The 14,891-nt window shown below is 28.4% G+C and carries 15 protein-coding genes; 9 read left to right on the top strand and 6 right to left on the bottom strand.

Features of this window, described 5'->3' with window-relative positions; translation table 11 throughout:
* Positions 1–33: 33 nt before the first annotated feature.
* Both ACMFBB_RS00405 and murB read left to right on the top strand, forming a co-directional pair.
* The gene (locus ACMFBB_RS00405; RefSeq protein ID WP_435262502.1) at positions 34–1,224 is read left to right on the top strand and encodes a pyridoxal phosphate-dependent aminotransferase; all 1,191 of its coding nucleotides are present in this window, start codon (positions 34–36) and stop codon (positions 1,222–1,224) included.
* Entirely contained in the window at positions 1,225–2,232 is a 1,008-nt protein-coding gene (gene murB, locus ACMFBB_RS00400; protein WP_435262501.1) for a UDP-N-acetylmuramate dehydrogenase, read from the top strand.
* Between the two features lie 179 nt (positions 2,233–2,411).
* On the opposite strand, the gene ACMFBB_RS00395 is transcribed toward murB, so the two are convergent.
* Genes ACMFBB_RS00395 through ACMFBB_RS00385 form a run of 3 tightly spaced genes read right to left on the bottom strand, consistent with a single transcriptional unit; the run spans position 2,412 to position 4,427 of the window.
* Complete coding sequence (locus ACMFBB_RS00395) at positions 2,412–3,098, bottom strand: SCO family protein (protein WP_435262500.1); 687 nt, start codon at positions 3,096–3,098, stop codon at positions 2,412–2,414.
* Positions 3,082–3,651: a toxin-antitoxin system YwqK family antitoxin gene (locus ACMFBB_RS00390; RefSeq protein WP_435262499.1), complete on the bottom strand. Its 570-nt coding sequence runs from the start codon at positions 3,649–3,651 to the stop codon at positions 3,082–3,084. Before ACMFBB_RS00390 ends, ACMFBB_RS00395 begins: the two co-directional genes overlap by 17 nt.
* 11 nt (positions 3,652–3,662) lie before the next feature.
* Positions 3,663–4,427, bottom strand: coding sequence for a YHYH protein (locus tag ACMFBB_RS00385; RefSeq protein WP_435262498.1), 765 nt, complete (start codon positions 4,425–4,427; stop codon positions 3,663–3,665).
* A gap of 281 nt (positions 4,428–4,708) precedes the next feature.
* On the opposite strand from ACMFBB_RS00385, the gene ACMFBB_RS00380 reads away from it, so the two are divergent.
* From ACMFBB_RS00380 to lipA, 5 genes are read left to right on the top strand one after another with little or no spacing between them, the layout of a single operon-like run.
* The gene (locus tag ACMFBB_RS00380; RefSeq protein WP_435262497.1) at positions 4,709–4,912 is read left to right on the top strand and encodes a membrane or secreted protein; all 204 of its coding nucleotides are present in this window, start codon (positions 4,709–4,711) and stop codon (positions 4,910–4,912) included.
* A 14-nt stretch (positions 4,913–4,926) separates the two neighbouring features.
* Positions 4,927–6,030 carry a glycosyltransferase gene (locus ACMFBB_RS00375; RefSeq protein ID WP_435262496.1) on the top strand — a complete coding sequence of 368 codons (1,104 nt, stop codon included), beginning with the start codon at positions 4,927–4,929 and terminating at the stop codon, positions 6,028–6,030.
* Positions 6,021–6,587 carry an RNA polymerase sigma factor gene (locus tag ACMFBB_RS00370; RefSeq protein WP_435262495.1) on the top strand — a complete coding sequence of 189 codons (567 nt, stop codon included), beginning with the start codon at positions 6,021–6,023 and terminating at the stop codon, positions 6,585–6,587. The genes ACMFBB_RS00375 and ACMFBB_RS00370 overlap by 10 nt, the downstream gene beginning before the upstream one ends.
* Positions 6,588–6,639: 52 nt before the next feature.
* Complete coding sequence (locus tag ACMFBB_RS00365; RefSeq protein WP_435262494.1) at positions 6,640–7,857, top strand: Nramp family divalent metal transporter; 1,218 nt, start codon at positions 6,640–6,642, stop codon at positions 7,855–7,857.
* A gap of 45 nt (positions 7,858–7,902) precedes the next feature.
* Positions 7,903–8,772 carry a lipoyl synthase gene (gene lipA / locus ACMFBB_RS00360; protein WP_435262493.1) on the top strand — a complete coding sequence of 290 codons (870 nt, stop codon included), beginning with the start codon at positions 7,903–7,905 and terminating at the stop codon, positions 8,770–8,772.
* A gap of 240 nt (positions 8,773–9,012) precedes the next feature.
* Here the strand turns inward: lipA and ACMFBB_RS00355 are convergent, their stop codons facing one another.
* On the bottom strand, positions 9,013–10,371 hold the full coding sequence (locus ACMFBB_RS00355; protein WP_435262492.1) for a pyridoxal-phosphate dependent enzyme: 1,359 nt from the start codon (positions 10,369–10,371) through the stop codon (positions 9,013–9,015).
* A 49-nt stretch (positions 10,372–10,420) separates the two neighbouring features.
* Positions 10,421–11,656, bottom strand: a complete 1,236-nt coding sequence (locus ACMFBB_RS00350; protein ID WP_435262491.1) for an ABC transporter permease — start codon at positions 11,654–11,656, stop codon at positions 10,421–10,423.
* Positions 11,657–11,883: 227 nt separating this feature from the next.
* Between ACMFBB_RS00350 and ACMFBB_RS00345 the strand changes: the two genes are divergently transcribed.
* Positions 11,884–13,125 (top strand): exo-beta-N-acetylmuramidase NamZ family protein, encoded by a 1,242-nt coding sequence (locus tag ACMFBB_RS00345; RefSeq protein ID WP_435262490.1) that lies wholly within the window; start codon positions 11,884–11,886, stop codon positions 13,123–13,125.
* A gap of 273 nt (positions 13,126–13,398) precedes the next feature.
* Here ACMFBB_RS00345 and ACMFBB_RS00340 read toward each other — a convergent pair whose 3' ends face one another.
* Positions 13,399–14,133 (bottom strand): DUF6503 family protein, encoded by a 735-nt coding sequence (locus ACMFBB_RS00340; RefSeq protein WP_435262489.1) that lies wholly within the window; start codon positions 14,131–14,133, stop codon positions 13,399–13,401.
* Between the two features lie 338 nt (positions 14,134–14,471).
* Here ACMFBB_RS00340 and ACMFBB_RS00335 point away from each other — a divergent pair, with 338 nt between their 5' ends.
* Positions 14,472–14,801 (top strand): hypothetical protein, encoded by a 330-nt coding sequence (locus tag ACMFBB_RS00335; RefSeq protein ID WP_435262488.1) that lies wholly within the window; start codon positions 14,472–14,474, stop codon positions 14,799–14,801.
* The last annotated feature ends 90 nt before the right edge of the window (positions 14,802–14,891 follow it).

The following is a 14,891-nucleotide window of genomic DNA, read 5'->3' as shown; positions in this document are numbered from 1 at the left end:
AATTTGCCCAGTAAACAACTAATTAAATTAAAAATGCCATCTATTTCTATTAAGGGAGGTTCAATGCCTCAATCACCAATCAGAAAACTGGTTCCTTTTGCTGAGGCTGCTAAAAAAAATGGAACAAAAGTTTTTCATTTAAATATCGGTCAACCTGATATAAAAACACCTCAAGTTGCCTTAGATGCTGTAAAAAACAATACTATCGAAGTATTATCTTACGCTAGATCTGAAGGTTCTGAACAGTATAGAGAGAAATTAGCAAATTATTATATAAATAATGATATACATGTATCTGCTAACAACATTATAGCTACTACAGGAGGGTCTGAAGCGTTATTATTTACTATTGGTAGTATTACCGACCCAGGTGATGAAATTATTATCCCTGAACCTTTTTATGCTAACTATAATGGTTTTTCAACTGCTTCTGGTGTAAAAGTAGTTCCCGTAATTTCTAAGATTGAAGATAATTTTGCGTTACCAGCAATTGAAGATTTTGAAAAATTAATTACTCCAAAAACTAAAGCTATTTTAATTTGTAATCCTGGAAACCCAACGGGTTACTTATATAGTGAGGCTGAAATTGAAAAATTAAAACAAATTGTTTTAAAACACGATTTATTTTTAATTGCTGATGAAGTATATCGTGAGTTTACTTATGATGGAGAAAAACACAACTCCGTAATGTCCTTAGACGGTTTAGAACAACATTCAATTATGATAGATTCAGTTTCCAAACGCTACAGTATGTGTGGAGCTAGGATAGGATGTATTGTTTCTAAAAATGAAGAGTTCATCGATACAGCTATTAAATTTGCACAAGCAAGACTTAGTCCGCCTACATATGCTCTATTAGCTAGTGAAGCCGCTTTAGATACTCCTCAGAGTTATTTTAACGAAGTTATTGAAGAATACCAAGATAGAAGAAATACATTAATCACTGAATTACAAAAAATTGAAGGAGTTAAAGTAGCCAACCCTAAAGGAGCTTTTTATTGTATTGCAGAATTACCTGTAGATAACTCAGAAGATTTTGCGCAATGGATTTTAGAAAAATTTAATCATAACAACGAAACAGTTATGATAGCTCCTGCTGGTGGATTTTACTCAACAGAAGGTGAAGGTAAAAATCAAGTTCGTATAGCATATGTTTTAAATAAATCTGATTTAAAACGTTGTGTAGAAATTTTAAAAATAGCTTTAGAAAGCTATAATAGTTAATTGAATATTCAAGAAAACATATCATTAAAAAAGTACAATACGTTTGGCATTGATGTAAATGCCAAACGTTTTGTTACTGTTAGTTCTTTATATGAATTAAAAAACATTTTAAAAGAAGAACAACATGTTTTTATCATTAGTGGGGGTAGTAATATGCTACTGACTAAAGATATTGAAGAATTAGTAATTCACTTAAATATAAAAGGAATTTCTATTGATCATGAAAATGAAAATTCAGTATATTTAACTGTGAATACTGGTGAAAATTGGCATGAATTTGTTCTTTGGTGTATTTCATTAAATTATGGAGGTCTTGAAAACTTATCTTTAATTCCGGGTAATGTAGGTACTTGTCCTATTCAAAATATTGGAGCTTATGGTGTTGAAGTAAAAGATACTATTACTAAAGTTGAAGCTCTTGAAATTAAAACGGGAAAATTAGTTGTTTTCTCAAATAAAGAATGCGAGTTTGGCTATAGAAACTCTATCTTTAAAAACAAAGCTAAAGGTAAATACATAATAACTTCTGTTAGTTTTGAACTTACCAAAAACAATCATAAACTAAATACCTCTTATGGAGCAATTGAACAAGAACTAACTTCACAAAACATTACTAAGCCTAGTATTAAAAATGTATCTGATGCAATAATTTCTATTAGAAAATCTAAATTACCAGATCCGAAAAAAATTGGAAACAGTGGTAGTTTTTTTAAAAACCCAGTGATATCTTCACATCATTTTGAAAAACTTAAAAACAAATTCCCTGAACTTCCACATTATGTTATATCAGAAAATAGCATAAAAATACCCGCTGGTTGGTTAATTGAACAAAGCGGTTTTAAAGGTAAACGCTTTGGTAATTATGGCGTACACGAAAAACAAGCTCTTGTTTTGGTTAACTATGAGAATGCAACAGGCAAAAACATATACCAATTAGCACAACGCATTCAAGAAACAATCAAAAATAAATTTTCTATAAATTTAGAAATTGAAGTAAATGTAATCTAATATTTAAAACCTTTTCGACTATTTTTTACCTTAATAGGTAAAGGCTGTAAATTATTTTTAACGAAAAAAGAATTAAAAAAAATTACAAAATTTTTAATTAAAATATTCATATTGCTTTTTTTAAGGGGTTAAACTATTTATTAGGACACAGTTTTTGTTAAAAGTCACTAATATATAAATTAACTTTCTTTTTTAAGCATTTTAATCTGTCTTATTAATCTTTTAATATCTATCCTTAGCGTTCCATTATAAACTCCTCTTATTCTTCCTTTTTTATCTATTAAAATAAAATTTTCGGTATGCACAAATGCATTTTCATCTTTTGTTTTAATAAAATCTTCATCTGCAAAATATGCTCTTCTAGCTAAATTATATATTTCCGCCGTGTTTCCTGTAACTAAATTCCACTTACCAGAAATAACATTATTATCTTCTGCATATTTTTTCAAGACACTAACAGAATCTTTATTAGGCATTACAGTATGCGATAGTAATAAAACTTCTTTATCATTTATAAACTCTTCTTGTAAGATACTCATGTTTTTTTCAAGAACAGGGCATATTCCTGGGCAACTAACAAAAAAAAAGTCAGCTACATATATTTTACCAGCGTAAGTTTGTTTTGTTACCTCTTTTCCTTCTTGATTAATTAAATTAAAGTCAGGGATAGTATGAATTGTTTTATATTTTGAACTTTCTTCAGAAATCCATTCGGGTGTAAACAAAGATGAATTGAAAAAGGGTAATGTTATTTTTTTATTTACTTTTTTTTCTTTTTTACAAGAAATTATTATCAAAATGAAAAAAATAAAGAGTAACACTCCTACTAAATCTTCTAATCTTATTTTATTATTTAAAATCTTCATTTATCGTATTTACAGTGTAACATTTTTTTAATCCTATTAAACCAAACCTTTCGCCATTTACAGTAACAAAGTTTGCTCTAATTTTTCCATCTATATTCCACATTTTTTGAGAGCCTTCTTCTTTTCCTTTAATATAATTAAATGCCTTTAATTGTTGTCCGTTTTTAAACCACTCATTAACCTTTCCATTATACTCACCTACATCATTAAAATGATACTCAAACCTTAACTGGTTTTCACTCCACCATGATTTATGAACACCTGATTTTTTTCCTTTTGTATAAAAACGTTGTTCGGCTAATACATTATTTTTATATTTTTTAAACTCAACACCATGTTTGAGACCTTTTTCATAGGTAGTAAAATTGTTAGTTTTATTTACTTCATCATGAAAAAACAGTGTTCCTGTAAATGGAATATTATTATAATTTAACACTCCATTTTTCATTAAAAACAAATCTTTCTGAAATGAAACCACTTTAGTTTCAGTACCCGTATTGTTACATGAAATAAAACCTATACAAACTAAAAATATGAAAATACTATTCCTCATTAATTTAAAAATTATTGAGATATATTACCTGGTGTACCATAATAGCCACTACCATTTAAGTAAGGGTCATCAGACGTTATATGATAGTGATAAATTCCGTCAGGAAAATCAGACGTTATAGAAACATGCCCATGATAATCATCTAAATCGGAACTAGTAATAGTACTCCCATTTTCTTCTGGCCCATATACAGGAAAACCGTCAGCCAATAAACCTATAAAACTAGATTTCCCTAACTTATTTGTTAAATACACTGGCTCTATATGATAATGATACTGCCCACTATTTTGAGGATGCCCTAGATATTGATCAAATGAATTAATTTCGTTTGTTAAAGGTTGATTATTTGGTCCTGCATACTGGTTATAAAACACTACTCCATTTAGCGACACTCCGATAGGCCCTAATGATGTTGCCTCTTTTGTTGATGCTTCTTTAGGATACAAAGGAATTTTAAACGTTATATTTTGAGTTTGAATCACATTGGGGTTTTTGTTCCAATTTGGATTAGTACCATTATATGCTTCATACATACTACTTCCTTGATTCCAATATGGGCTTTTATGATCTGGTAAGCCATTCGTGGTAATTTCTAAAAAATCTCCATTAATACTATAAGTAAGACCTTCAACATTATCAAACTTACTAACTATAGTTCTTATATCATATACTGTATCATTTAATTGATTATCTCCTGAATCTAAATTCTGATTTTCTGAACTACAGCCAAAACTCAATGTAATTATAAATAAAACTATCTTTTTATAATTCTTCATATTTCATATTCTATTACGTTAAAATATTTAAAAACTCTTTTAATCTATCTACCTCTCTTCCTTATTTTTTTAAACAAGCTACTAATAATCCATAATTAACCTCCTACAAAAGAAAGCGATAAAGCTTACTAGTATTAATAAACTATGGACTAGAAATCTTGATTTCATAATTTTCCTTTTAAGTATGACCCTTAATTTACAAAAAGGTTTAAAAAAAAATTAATATATTTTAAATAGTAGATTTAGTATCTTTGCATATTTAAAATTATTATTTAATTAGAATGAAGTTAATTTTTGTTACAATCGGATTGTTAGCGTTTGCTTTTGCTGGAATTGCAATCAAAATATGGGCTAAGAAAGATGGGGAGTTTGCAGGTACTTGCGCAAGCCAAAATCCGGTGCTTAATGAAACTGGCGATGCTTGTGGTTTTTGCGGTAAAACACCAGATCAGTTTGATACTTGTAACGACCCTAAACATAACTAAACATCTCTTTTTTCATGCCTTTTACTGTACTTTTCTACATTTTTGTAGCAGTTACAGTTGTTCAGGTTATTTATTTTTTGTGTTTTTCTTTTTTTGCTTTTAGCAAACAAAAAAAAATAACTACATCAACCCAAAAACCTGTTTCAGTTATTGTCTATACAAAAAATAATAGTGATGAATTAAACAAAAACTTACCTTTTATAATTAATCAAAATTATGAAGATTTTGAAATTATACTAATCAACCATGCTTCTTCTGACGATAGTTTAGAGCTTATGGAAAAGATTCAACATGAAAACAGTATTGTAAAAATTGTAAATGTTGAAAATAAGGAAGCTTTCTGGGGGAACAAAAAATATGCACTTACTTTAGCAATAAAAGCAGCAAGTAATAATCATTTACTATTTTTTGATATTAACGGAAAAACCGTTTCTAATGATTGGATTCTTGAAATGAGTAAATGTTTTTACAATAATAAAACTATTGTAATTGGCCATAAAAAATTAGCCTTTAAAAAACATTCATTTAGCAATATGTTTTTTCGTTATGCCAATTTTTTCACAGCACTAAAAATGTTTTCTTATGCCAAATTAGGATTTCCATTTAAAGCATATCAAAACAATTTTGGTTATACTAAAAACGATTTTTTTAAAGTTAATGGTTATATAAATCACATAAAAATTCATGTAGGAGAAAGTGATTTATTTCTAAAAGATATTGCTACTATAAAAAACACTTCCGTTTGTACCACTTATAACAGTTTTGTTGAGGAACAAAAAATAGTTACACTAAAGGATTATTTTTTAGAACAAAGAAAACAAACAATTCTATTTTCTCATTATACACTAAAAAATCGTTTTTTATTATCTTTTTTTAATGCTACAAAAGCTATTTTTTATTTGCTTTTAATCTATTTTTTAATTCAAAAATGGGAAGTTTCAATTCCATTTATAATTAGTTATTTCTTAATACAATATATAGTTATAGGGAAAGCAATAAATAAACTAAAAGAACAAAACTTACTTTATTTTTTACCTATATTAGATATTTGTTATGTTATATCATTTATTTTTATATTTTTCACTAATAGAATATCTAAACCTACACCTTGGAAATAGATAAAAAAATAATTTTAAAGCATATTAAAAATGCTAAACAAGGCAGTCAAATTTCATTTAATTTTTTATTAGATAACTTTTGGGGAAGCGTATACTATTTTCAGTTAAAAAAAACTGAAAATGATAATGATGCTGAAGACATCACTGTTCAAACTTTTTCAAAAGCTTTTGACAAGATTACTACTTTTAATGAAGAATATCAATTTAAAACATGGCTAATAGCTATTTCTAAAAATGTTTTTATTGATTTTATTAGAAAAAAAAATGCATCGATTTCAATAAAAACTACTACTGAAAAAGAATCTGAGGCTTTTGATGTCATTGACGATTCTCCAACTCCTGAAGATAAAATAATTACGGAACAAAATCTTGCAAAACTTTTAAGAGACATTAAACAGTTAAAGCCTAAATACCAAGAAGTCATAAATTTACGTTATTTCCAAGAGTTAAGCTATAAAGAGATTTCTGAACAAATTAATGAACCTATGAATAATGTAAAAGTTAAATTACTAAGGGCTAAAAAATTATTGGCTGAAATTATTAAAGGTCATAAATAACGTTTTAATATTTTTTAATTACATTTATCATGATTTTAACCCCCTGAAAATCATGAAAAAAACATTTTCTTCTTTAGGTCCAGGTCTATTATTCGCTGGTGCTGCAATTGGTGTATCACATTTAGTTCAATCTACACGAGCTGGGGCTGAGTTTGGGTTTGGTTTACTTTGGGCTCTAGTATTAGTTCACATCTTTAAATATCCATTTTTTCAATTTGGACCTAGATATGCAGCTGCAACAGGTGAAACTTTGTTAGATGGATATAGAAAACTAGGTAAAGGTGTTTTAATAAGTTATTATATTTTAAACTTTGCCACAATGTTTACCATTCAAGCAGCGGTAACGATTGTCACTGCTGGTTTAGCTTCGCATTTATTTGGATTTACAAATGACTTAGTACAATGGTCAGCAATAATTACCGCTGTTAGTTTTTCAATTTTACTAATTGGTAGATATAAAGTTCTAGATAACCTAATGAAATATATAATTGTTATCTTAACCATAAGTACCTTAATAGCAGTTATCGTAGCTATATTTAGTACAAACAAAGGTTTTTCTTTTACACAAATTGTTCCTTCAGGAACTGCACAAATAACCTTTTTAATTGCATTTTTAGGATGGATGCCTGCTCCTTTAGATGTTTCAATATGGCACTCTCTTTGGTCGGTTGAAAAAGACAAAACTACCTATCAAAAAATTAAACCCAAACAAGCTGTTTTTGATTTTAATGTGGGATATATTGGAACACTTTCACTAGGTATTTGTTTTGTAATACTGGGCGCAATGGTAATGTATAAATCAGGGCAAACATTCTCTAGTAAAGGAACCGTATTTGCTTCTCAACTAATTAACTTATACACTAAAAATTTAGGAGATTTTGCTCATGTTTTTATTGGTGTAGCAGCATTTACAACAATGTTTAGTACCACACTAACTACTTTAGATGCTTCACCAAGGGCTATGACAAAAGCTTCCTCTCTACTATTTAAAAGGAAAAATAAATTATCTTATTGGTTTTGGATGTTAATATTAGCTCTTGGAACCTATATTATTTTAAAATACTTTTTAGCTGACATGGGATTTCTTATCAAAATAGCAACAGTTCTTTCTTTTTTAACTGCTCCTTTTTATGCTATCTTAAATTATGTACTAATTACAGGAAAGCACACCCCTGAAAAATATAGGCCTAGTAAAGAATTAAAAATCCTTAGTATTACAGGTATTGTGTTTCTTATTGTATTTAGTATTTGGTTTTTACTTAGTTTCTAAATCTTTTCTTCGTAAATTTGTCGTTTAATTTATTTATAAGAAAGAATGGCAAACGAAACGGTTATACTTCCTGAAAGACCAAAAAAACCAAAATGGTTACGTGTAAAATTACCAGTAGGTAAAAAGTACACAGATTTGCGTGGATTGGTTGATAAATATAAACTGAACACTATTTGTACTAGTGGTAGTTGTCCAAACATGGGTGAATGTTGGGGAGAAGGAACTGCTACATTTATGATATTAGGTAATGTATGTACCCGTTCATGTGGTTTTTGTGGTGTAAAAACAGGAAGGCCTGATACTGTTGAATGGGATGAGCCTGAAAAAGTAGCTCGTTCTATTAAGTTAATGAAAATTAAACATGCTGTTATAACTTCAGTTGATAGGGATGATTTAAAAGATGGGGGGTCTATTATTTGGGCTGAAACTGTTGATGCTATTAGAAGAGCAAATCCTAATACTACACTAGAAACATTAATTCCCGATTTTCAAGGAAATGAAAAATTAATAGATAGAATTATAGAAGTACATCCTGAAGTTGTTTCTCACAATATGGAAACTGTACGTCGTTTAACACGTGAAGTTCGTATTCAAGCGAAATACGATAGAAGTTTAGGGGTTTTGAAGTATTTAAAAGAGAACGGAATGAGAACTAAATCTGGTATCATGCTTGGTTTAGGTGAAACTGAAGATGAAGTTATTCAAACAATGAAAGATTTACGTGGAGTTGGTTTAGATATTATTACAATTGGTCAATATTTACAACCCACTAAAAAGCATTTACCTGTAAAACAATTTATAACTCCTGATCAATTTAAAAAATTCGAAACTTTAGGTTTAGAAATGGGATTCATGTATGTTGAAAGCGGGGCTTTAGTTCGTTCTTCGTACAAAGCTCATAAGCATGCTAGCTAAAACCTACTATTAAATTGTATATTTCTTAACATTTTAACACTTAAAAGTTAATTAATTGTAAAATATATAAAATTCAAGTAATTTTAAGTTTAATAATTATAATTTTGGCACAGAATTTGAAATACAATATTTGTAAAACAATAGATATTGTTTTCATTGTGTAAATTATTTGAATTAGTTGATTAACAAAAGCCCGCTCTAATGAGCGGGCTTTTCGTTTCTTTATATTTTAAATTAGTATTAAATAGCGCTAATTATGTCATACTTTGTAATAATATGATACTTACCATTTTCTAAATCTACCAATACAGCCTGATTTTCTTTAGTTATCAACTTTGAAACCTCATCAATAGAAGCCGATTTTTTAACAATTGGATACTTAGCTCCCATTACTTCTTTAATAGGTTTATCTGCTATATTTTTATCTTCTAAATAACTATGTAACAAAGCTGATTCATCAACAGAGCCAACAAATCCATTAACATCTTTTACTGGAATTTGTGATATTTTAAATGCACGCATCCTTTCAATTGCATGTGAAACTAATTCTTCTGTTTGAACTGTTACCAAAGGTTTATCTAGATGAGATTTAATTAATTCTTCAGCTGTAGTTACCTCATCTTCTAAAAAGCCTCTATCACGCATCCAATCATCATTAAACATTTTACCAACATAACGACTACCGTGATCATGAAATAATACAACTACAACATCATCAGGTTTAAACTCATCTTTTAATTGTAATAAACCTTTAATTGCTGACCCTGCAGAATTACCAACAAAAATCCCTTCCTCTTTGGCAATTTTACGAGTATAAACAGCAGCATCCTTATCTGTTACTTTAGTAAAACCATCAATTAAACTAAAGTCTACATTTTTGGGTAAAATATCTTCTCCAATACCTTCAGTTATATATGGATAAATTTCATTCTCATCAAAAACTCCTGTTTCATGATATTTTTTAAATACAGATCCATAGGTATCAATTCCCCATATTTTAATATTAGGATTTTTCTCTTTTAAGTATTTTGCGGTTCCTGAAATAGTACCTCCTGTACCAACACCAACCACAAAATGAGTTATTTTACCTTCAGTTTGCTCCCAAATTTCAGGAGCTGTTTGCTCATAGTGAGCAATTGCATTTGAAGGATTATCATACTGGTTTACATACCAAGAATTTGGAGTTTCTTCACCTAAACGTTTTGATACTGAATAATAAGATCTAGGATCATCAGGTTCAACATTAGTTGGACATACAACTACCTCAGCACCAACCGCACGTAAAATATCCATTTTCTCTTTTGATTGCTTATCAGATATTACAAAAATACATTTGTATCCCTTTACAATAGCTGCCAATGCTAATCCCATTCCTGTATTACCAGAGGTTCCTTCAATAATAGTTCCTCCAGGTTTTAAGCGTCCATCTGCTTCAGCATCTTCAATCATTTTTAACGCCATTCTGTCTTTAACAGAGTTTCCTGGGTTAAATGTTTCTACTTTTGCTAATACCAAAGCATCTATTTCTTTGGTAACAGAATTTAACTTAACCAAAGGAGTATTTCCAATAGTTTCTAATATATTATTAGCGTAATTCATTATAAGTTATCAGTTTTATACTACAAAGAAACAAAAAGTTCTTCTCAAATTAGGCAAACTTAATAGATTTTGAAGGTTGAATTTTTGTGATAATAAATGATGGTATTATTAACATTAAAAAACACAATATCAATGTTCCCAAATTTAAAAATAATATAGCCCAAAAATCAATAGACACTGGTACGGTGGACACATAATAATTTTCAGGATTAAGGGTAATTATTTTCAAATATTTTTGAATACTCAAAAAAACTATTCCTATTATATTTCCATACAACAGTCCCTTCAAAATTAAATAAGATGCATTATATAGAAACACTTTTCTTATACTCCAGTTAGTACTTCCAAGAGCTTTTAAAATACCAACCATTTGAACTTGCTCTAATATAAGTACCAAAAGAGCCGTAACCATATTTATACCAGCTACCAAAATCATAATACCAATGATTACCCACACATTGTTATCTAAGATATTTAACCAATTAAATATCAAAGGATAACTATCAACTATTGTTGTACTATTTAGGGTTGATCCTATAGTAGAATAAATTTTATCTCCTTTTTCTTTCAAAGAGTTAAAATCATCTAATAATACTTCAAAACCTCCTACCTCATTATCTTTCCATTTATTCAGTCGTTGTACTTCTCGTATATCACCAATAAGCATTGTTTTATCAAACTGCTCAAATCCTGTATTATAAATACCAACTATTACTGGTTTACGAATTTTGAATGGCCTTTTACTATTTTCTACACTAAATACCATTTGAACAGTATCATTCAATGATAGTTGTAGCCTTTTTGCTATTGATTCTGATATTAATATCTCTTTATTTCTATCTAATGAAAAATTAGGTAAACGTCCTTCTTTTAAATATTCTTTAAAAAAAGTAAAATCATAATCATTAGTTACTCCTTTTAAAATAACACCTTCAAAATCTTTTGCAGTTCTAATTACCCCAAACTTATTAGCAAAAGTTTGTACATTTTTAATTCCTTCTATCTTAGTAAACTTAGGATAAAAGTCTTGATTTTTATCTACTGGGACAATTGAAACATCTGAAGTGTTATTATCATAATTAATTATCTGAACATGTCCTTTAAAACCTGACATTTTATCTCTAATCTTCTTTTGAAAACCAGCACCTATTGATACGGCTATTAACATGATAGTAATCCCCAATGTAATTGCTATTGTAGCAATTTTTATAATTGGTGATGAAATACTATTTTTATACTCTTTGCCAGCAACAATACGCTTAGCTATAAACAACTCGAAATTCAAATACTATCATTTTTTAACTGTATCAAATGTACTTAATAATTTTGAAGATTGTGATAAAAATAATATTCAAAAAAAGGTGATCTCATTTTAAAATTCTTAAAATTTAAAATAATCGTATATATTTGAAAAGTAGCTTGTACAATAAGTAATTTTTTAACGAAGAAAGAAACTATTATGTAGTGCAAATTTCAATAACAAGCTTTAATTTTACTTTTAAATACTATCAAATGAAACATTATATAAATTACATGTTCTTATTTTTTTGCTTACAATTCACTTCTTGTGCTCAACAAAAAAAACAAAAAGACACTCCCTTACAAACTGAAGATAACGTTTTAAAAATTGGAGCAGATAGAACTGATTTGTATTTGACTAAATTAAAACATAAAAATATTGCTATTGTTGCTAATCAGACTTCCACGATTAGCACTTTTCAACGTGCTGAAGTTTCAAAAAATACCAAGGGTTTAAAAGAAACAACGCAACACTTGGTTGATTATTTACACAACTACAATAGTATTAACGTAAAAAAAGTCTTTGCTCCTGAACATGGCTTTAGGGGTAAAGCTGATGCAGGTGAAGTTATTGTAGACGGTATTGATACCAAAACCAATTTACCAATAATTTCTTTATATGGTAAAAATAAAAAACCTAGTTCAGAGCAATTAAAAAATATTGATTTTGTTGTTTTTGACATTCAAGATGTTGGTGTTCGATTTTACACCTATATTTCAACTTTGCACTACGTAATGGAAGCTTGTGCTGAATCAAATATCCCTGTTATAGTATTAGATAGACCTAACCCAAATGCTCATTATATTGATGGTCCTGTTCTTGAAATAGAACACAAAAGCTTTGTTGGAATGCACCCTGTTCCTGTTGTTTATGGGATGACTATTGGAGAGTATGGCAAAATGATTAACGGAGAAAAATGGTTAAAAAATGGAATTCAATGTAATTTAATTGTTATTCCTCTTGAAAACTATGCCTATGACAAAAAATATAGCTTGCCTACCAAACCATCTCCTAACTTGCCTAACGATACTTCTATCAATTTATACCCAAGTTTATGTTTTTTTGAAGGGACTAATGTTTCAGTTGGTAGAGGAACTAATAAACAATTTCAAATTTATGGATCTCCTTATTTACAAAACTTAAACTTTAAATTTACACCTCAACCTAACGAAGGCGCTAAGTATCCAAAACATAAAGAAAAATTATGCTTTGGTGAAAACCTAGAACAAACCGATTTTTTATCTAGTTTACAATTTGAATGGTTACTAAAAGCATTTAAACAAACAACTCAAAAAGAAAAATTCTTTAACTCGTTTTTCACAAAGCTTGCTGGTACTGAAAAACTCCAAAAACAAATAGAAAATGGGTATAGTAAGCAACAGATTAAAGATTCTTGGGAAAAAGAATTAACCGAGTTTAGAAAAATTAGAGATAAATACCTACTTTACAAATAAATAACTAAAGTATATTAATGGTGAATGAACTACTTAAATAAGCAGTTATTTTTGTTGTTTCCAATAGTGTTTTACTTTTCTTATTGCAAAATGAACCTCGCTTTATATTCTCTCTAGCAATAGCATAGAAATATTGCTAGAGAATGGCTAACTGTTAAAAAAAGAAGACTAGCTATTAATTTAAAATATATTCACTGTGGCCCACTAAACTTGTAAATGAAATAGTATACAATTACACAAACGTAGTAAAGATTACTTTAGAAATCTAACACTTTATTTATCATTTAAGTTTATTTTAATATTTTCTAACAGAATTTCAGAAACCTTTTTTAATTTATCCTCTTCGTAAAGTTTGTCTATAGAAATAAAATCAACATTTTTATTCATAGGCTTATAATTATTATAGTCTAATAAACGAACTCCTTCTACAAAATGTTCTTTCTTAATATCTCTAAATCGAACTCCCCCACCACTTGTATGGTATTTATATGCTAAAAATTCTAGATTAAACGTTTTCTTATTAAACCAATATAAAAAGATATCATCAAAATCATCTCCTCCTCCATCTTTATTAAATGTTACTTGAACTTTGTAATACTCTTTTCCTTTAATAGTAACTGGTTCTAATAATTTTTTATTTACAGCTTTATCATTTAAACCTAAAGGTAACACAGAAAAATAATGTACTGAATTTACTGAATTACTATACCTATTTTCATCCTTATTTGATAATATAATTAATTCATTATTATTATAACGTTCAAACCCCTTGTTAGATAATACATCTCTTATTAGTAGAGTATCAGATTTCGTGATTTTAGTATATTCATAATTTCCATCACTTCTTTTAGCTTCATATAATTTATCTCTAAATGTAAAAGATAATGTAGCATTTTTAATTTTATTGACTCCTGATTTTTCTAGTGACAAATCAACAATTTGTTGAGCAGTATACTCAGGTTTACAAGCAACTAATACGAACAGTATTATTAGTAAAAAATATCTCATAAAGTTTTGTTTATCTTGGTCGAAGTTATATTTCAAAATTACAAGAAAGTTTATGGAGTATAGCATAAAATTCTGTTAATAATAGATTATGAGCACTATGCATTTAGCAGGTTGTGAAAAATTTAAAAGTCTTGTTATAAAAAATATTCTTAGCCCTAGACATTTCAAAGAAACCAATAAGCAAATCAATCTATTATTGAAAGGTTAAAACTAGTTTATAAATAAGTTATTGAGTTCAAATTTCTGAATTTTAAACTCACCTAACCACACCATTCTTGTATCTGTACATGATTCTCACATACTTTTGCCCTGATTTAATTAGAATCTATTATTATTTAATGAAACTGAAGTTTCTCATATTAATTTCTTCTTTGCTTATACTTCCTCTAACTTCAGGGGAAATATTTAATACACAACCATTAGAGAATACTACTTCAAAGGTTGAAGAAGAATCGTATGCAGATATAACTACACCTATATTTGAAGATATTACAATAGAAGATGGAGGGAATTTTGGATCTGAAGCACTATTTCAACCTTATGTTGGCATACAACAAGTAAAGATTCTAGTTCAACAAACTATTGGTTCTTTCTCCAATATTACACATCTAAATCAAACACCAAATTATATCAAGTATTGTCGCCTAAAGATTGCTTGTAAATTCTAAACTATAATGCCATAATGACTTAGGCATTTATCAACATTTTAAAATTTCAATTCAAATAATTAATTGAGTACGATGCTATATAATCGTACT

Origin of the sequence: Tenacibaculum sp. nBUS_03, assembly GCF_051201695.1 — a bacterium.
Lineage (GTDB): Bacteria > Bacteroidota > Bacteroidia > Flavobacteriales > Flavobacteriaceae > Polaribacter.
This window is presented reverse-complemented; position numbering and strand designations above follow the sequence as displayed.

Excerpts from the sequence above, each read along its gene's own strand:
- ACMFBB_RS00405 (WP_435262502.1), top strand. The coding sequence starts at position 34 with ATGCCATCTATTTCTATTAAGGGAGGTTCAATGCCTCAATCACCAATC.
- ACMFBB_RS00395 (WP_435262500.1), bottom strand. The coding sequence starts at position 3,098 with ATGAAGATTTTAAATAATAAAATAAGATTAGAAGATTTAGTAGGAGTG.
- ACMFBB_RS00390 (WP_435262499.1), bottom strand. The coding sequence starts at position 3,651 with ATGAGGAATAGTATTTTCATATTTTTAGTTTGTATAGGTTTTATTTCA.
- ACMFBB_RS00385 (WP_435262498.1), bottom strand. The coding sequence starts at position 4,427 with ATGAAGAATTATAAAAAGATAGTTTTATTTATAATTACATTGAGTTTT.
- ACMFBB_RS00380 (WP_435262497.1), top strand. The coding sequence starts at position 4,709 with ATGAAGTTAATTTTTGTTACAATCGGATTGTTAGCGTTTGCTTTTGCT.
- ACMFBB_RS00375 (WP_435262496.1), top strand. The coding sequence starts at position 4,927 with ATGCCTTTTACTGTACTTTTCTACATTTTTGTAGCAGTTACAGTTGTT.
- ACMFBB_RS00365 (WP_435262494.1), top strand. The coding sequence starts at position 6,640 with ATGAAAAAAACATTTTCTTCTTTAGGTCCAGGTCTATTATTCGCTGGT.
- lipA (WP_435262493.1), top strand. The coding sequence starts at position 7,903 with ATGGCAAACGAAACGGTTATACTTCCTGAAAGACCAAAAAAACCAAAA.
- ACMFBB_RS00355 (WP_435262492.1), bottom strand. The coding sequence starts at position 10,371 with ATGAATTACGCTAATAATATATTAGAAACTATTGGAAATACTCCTTTG.
- ACMFBB_RS00345 (WP_435262490.1), top strand. The coding sequence starts at position 11,884 with ATGAAACATTATATAAATTACATGTTCTTATTTTTTTGCTTACAATTC.
- ACMFBB_RS00340 (WP_435262489.1), bottom strand. The coding sequence starts at position 14,133 with ATGAGATATTTTTTACTAATAATACTGTTCGTATTAGTTGCTTGTAAA.
- ACMFBB_RS00335 (WP_435262488.1), top strand. The coding sequence starts at position 14,472 with ATGAAACTGAAGTTTCTCATATTAATTTCTTCTTTGCTTATACTTCCT.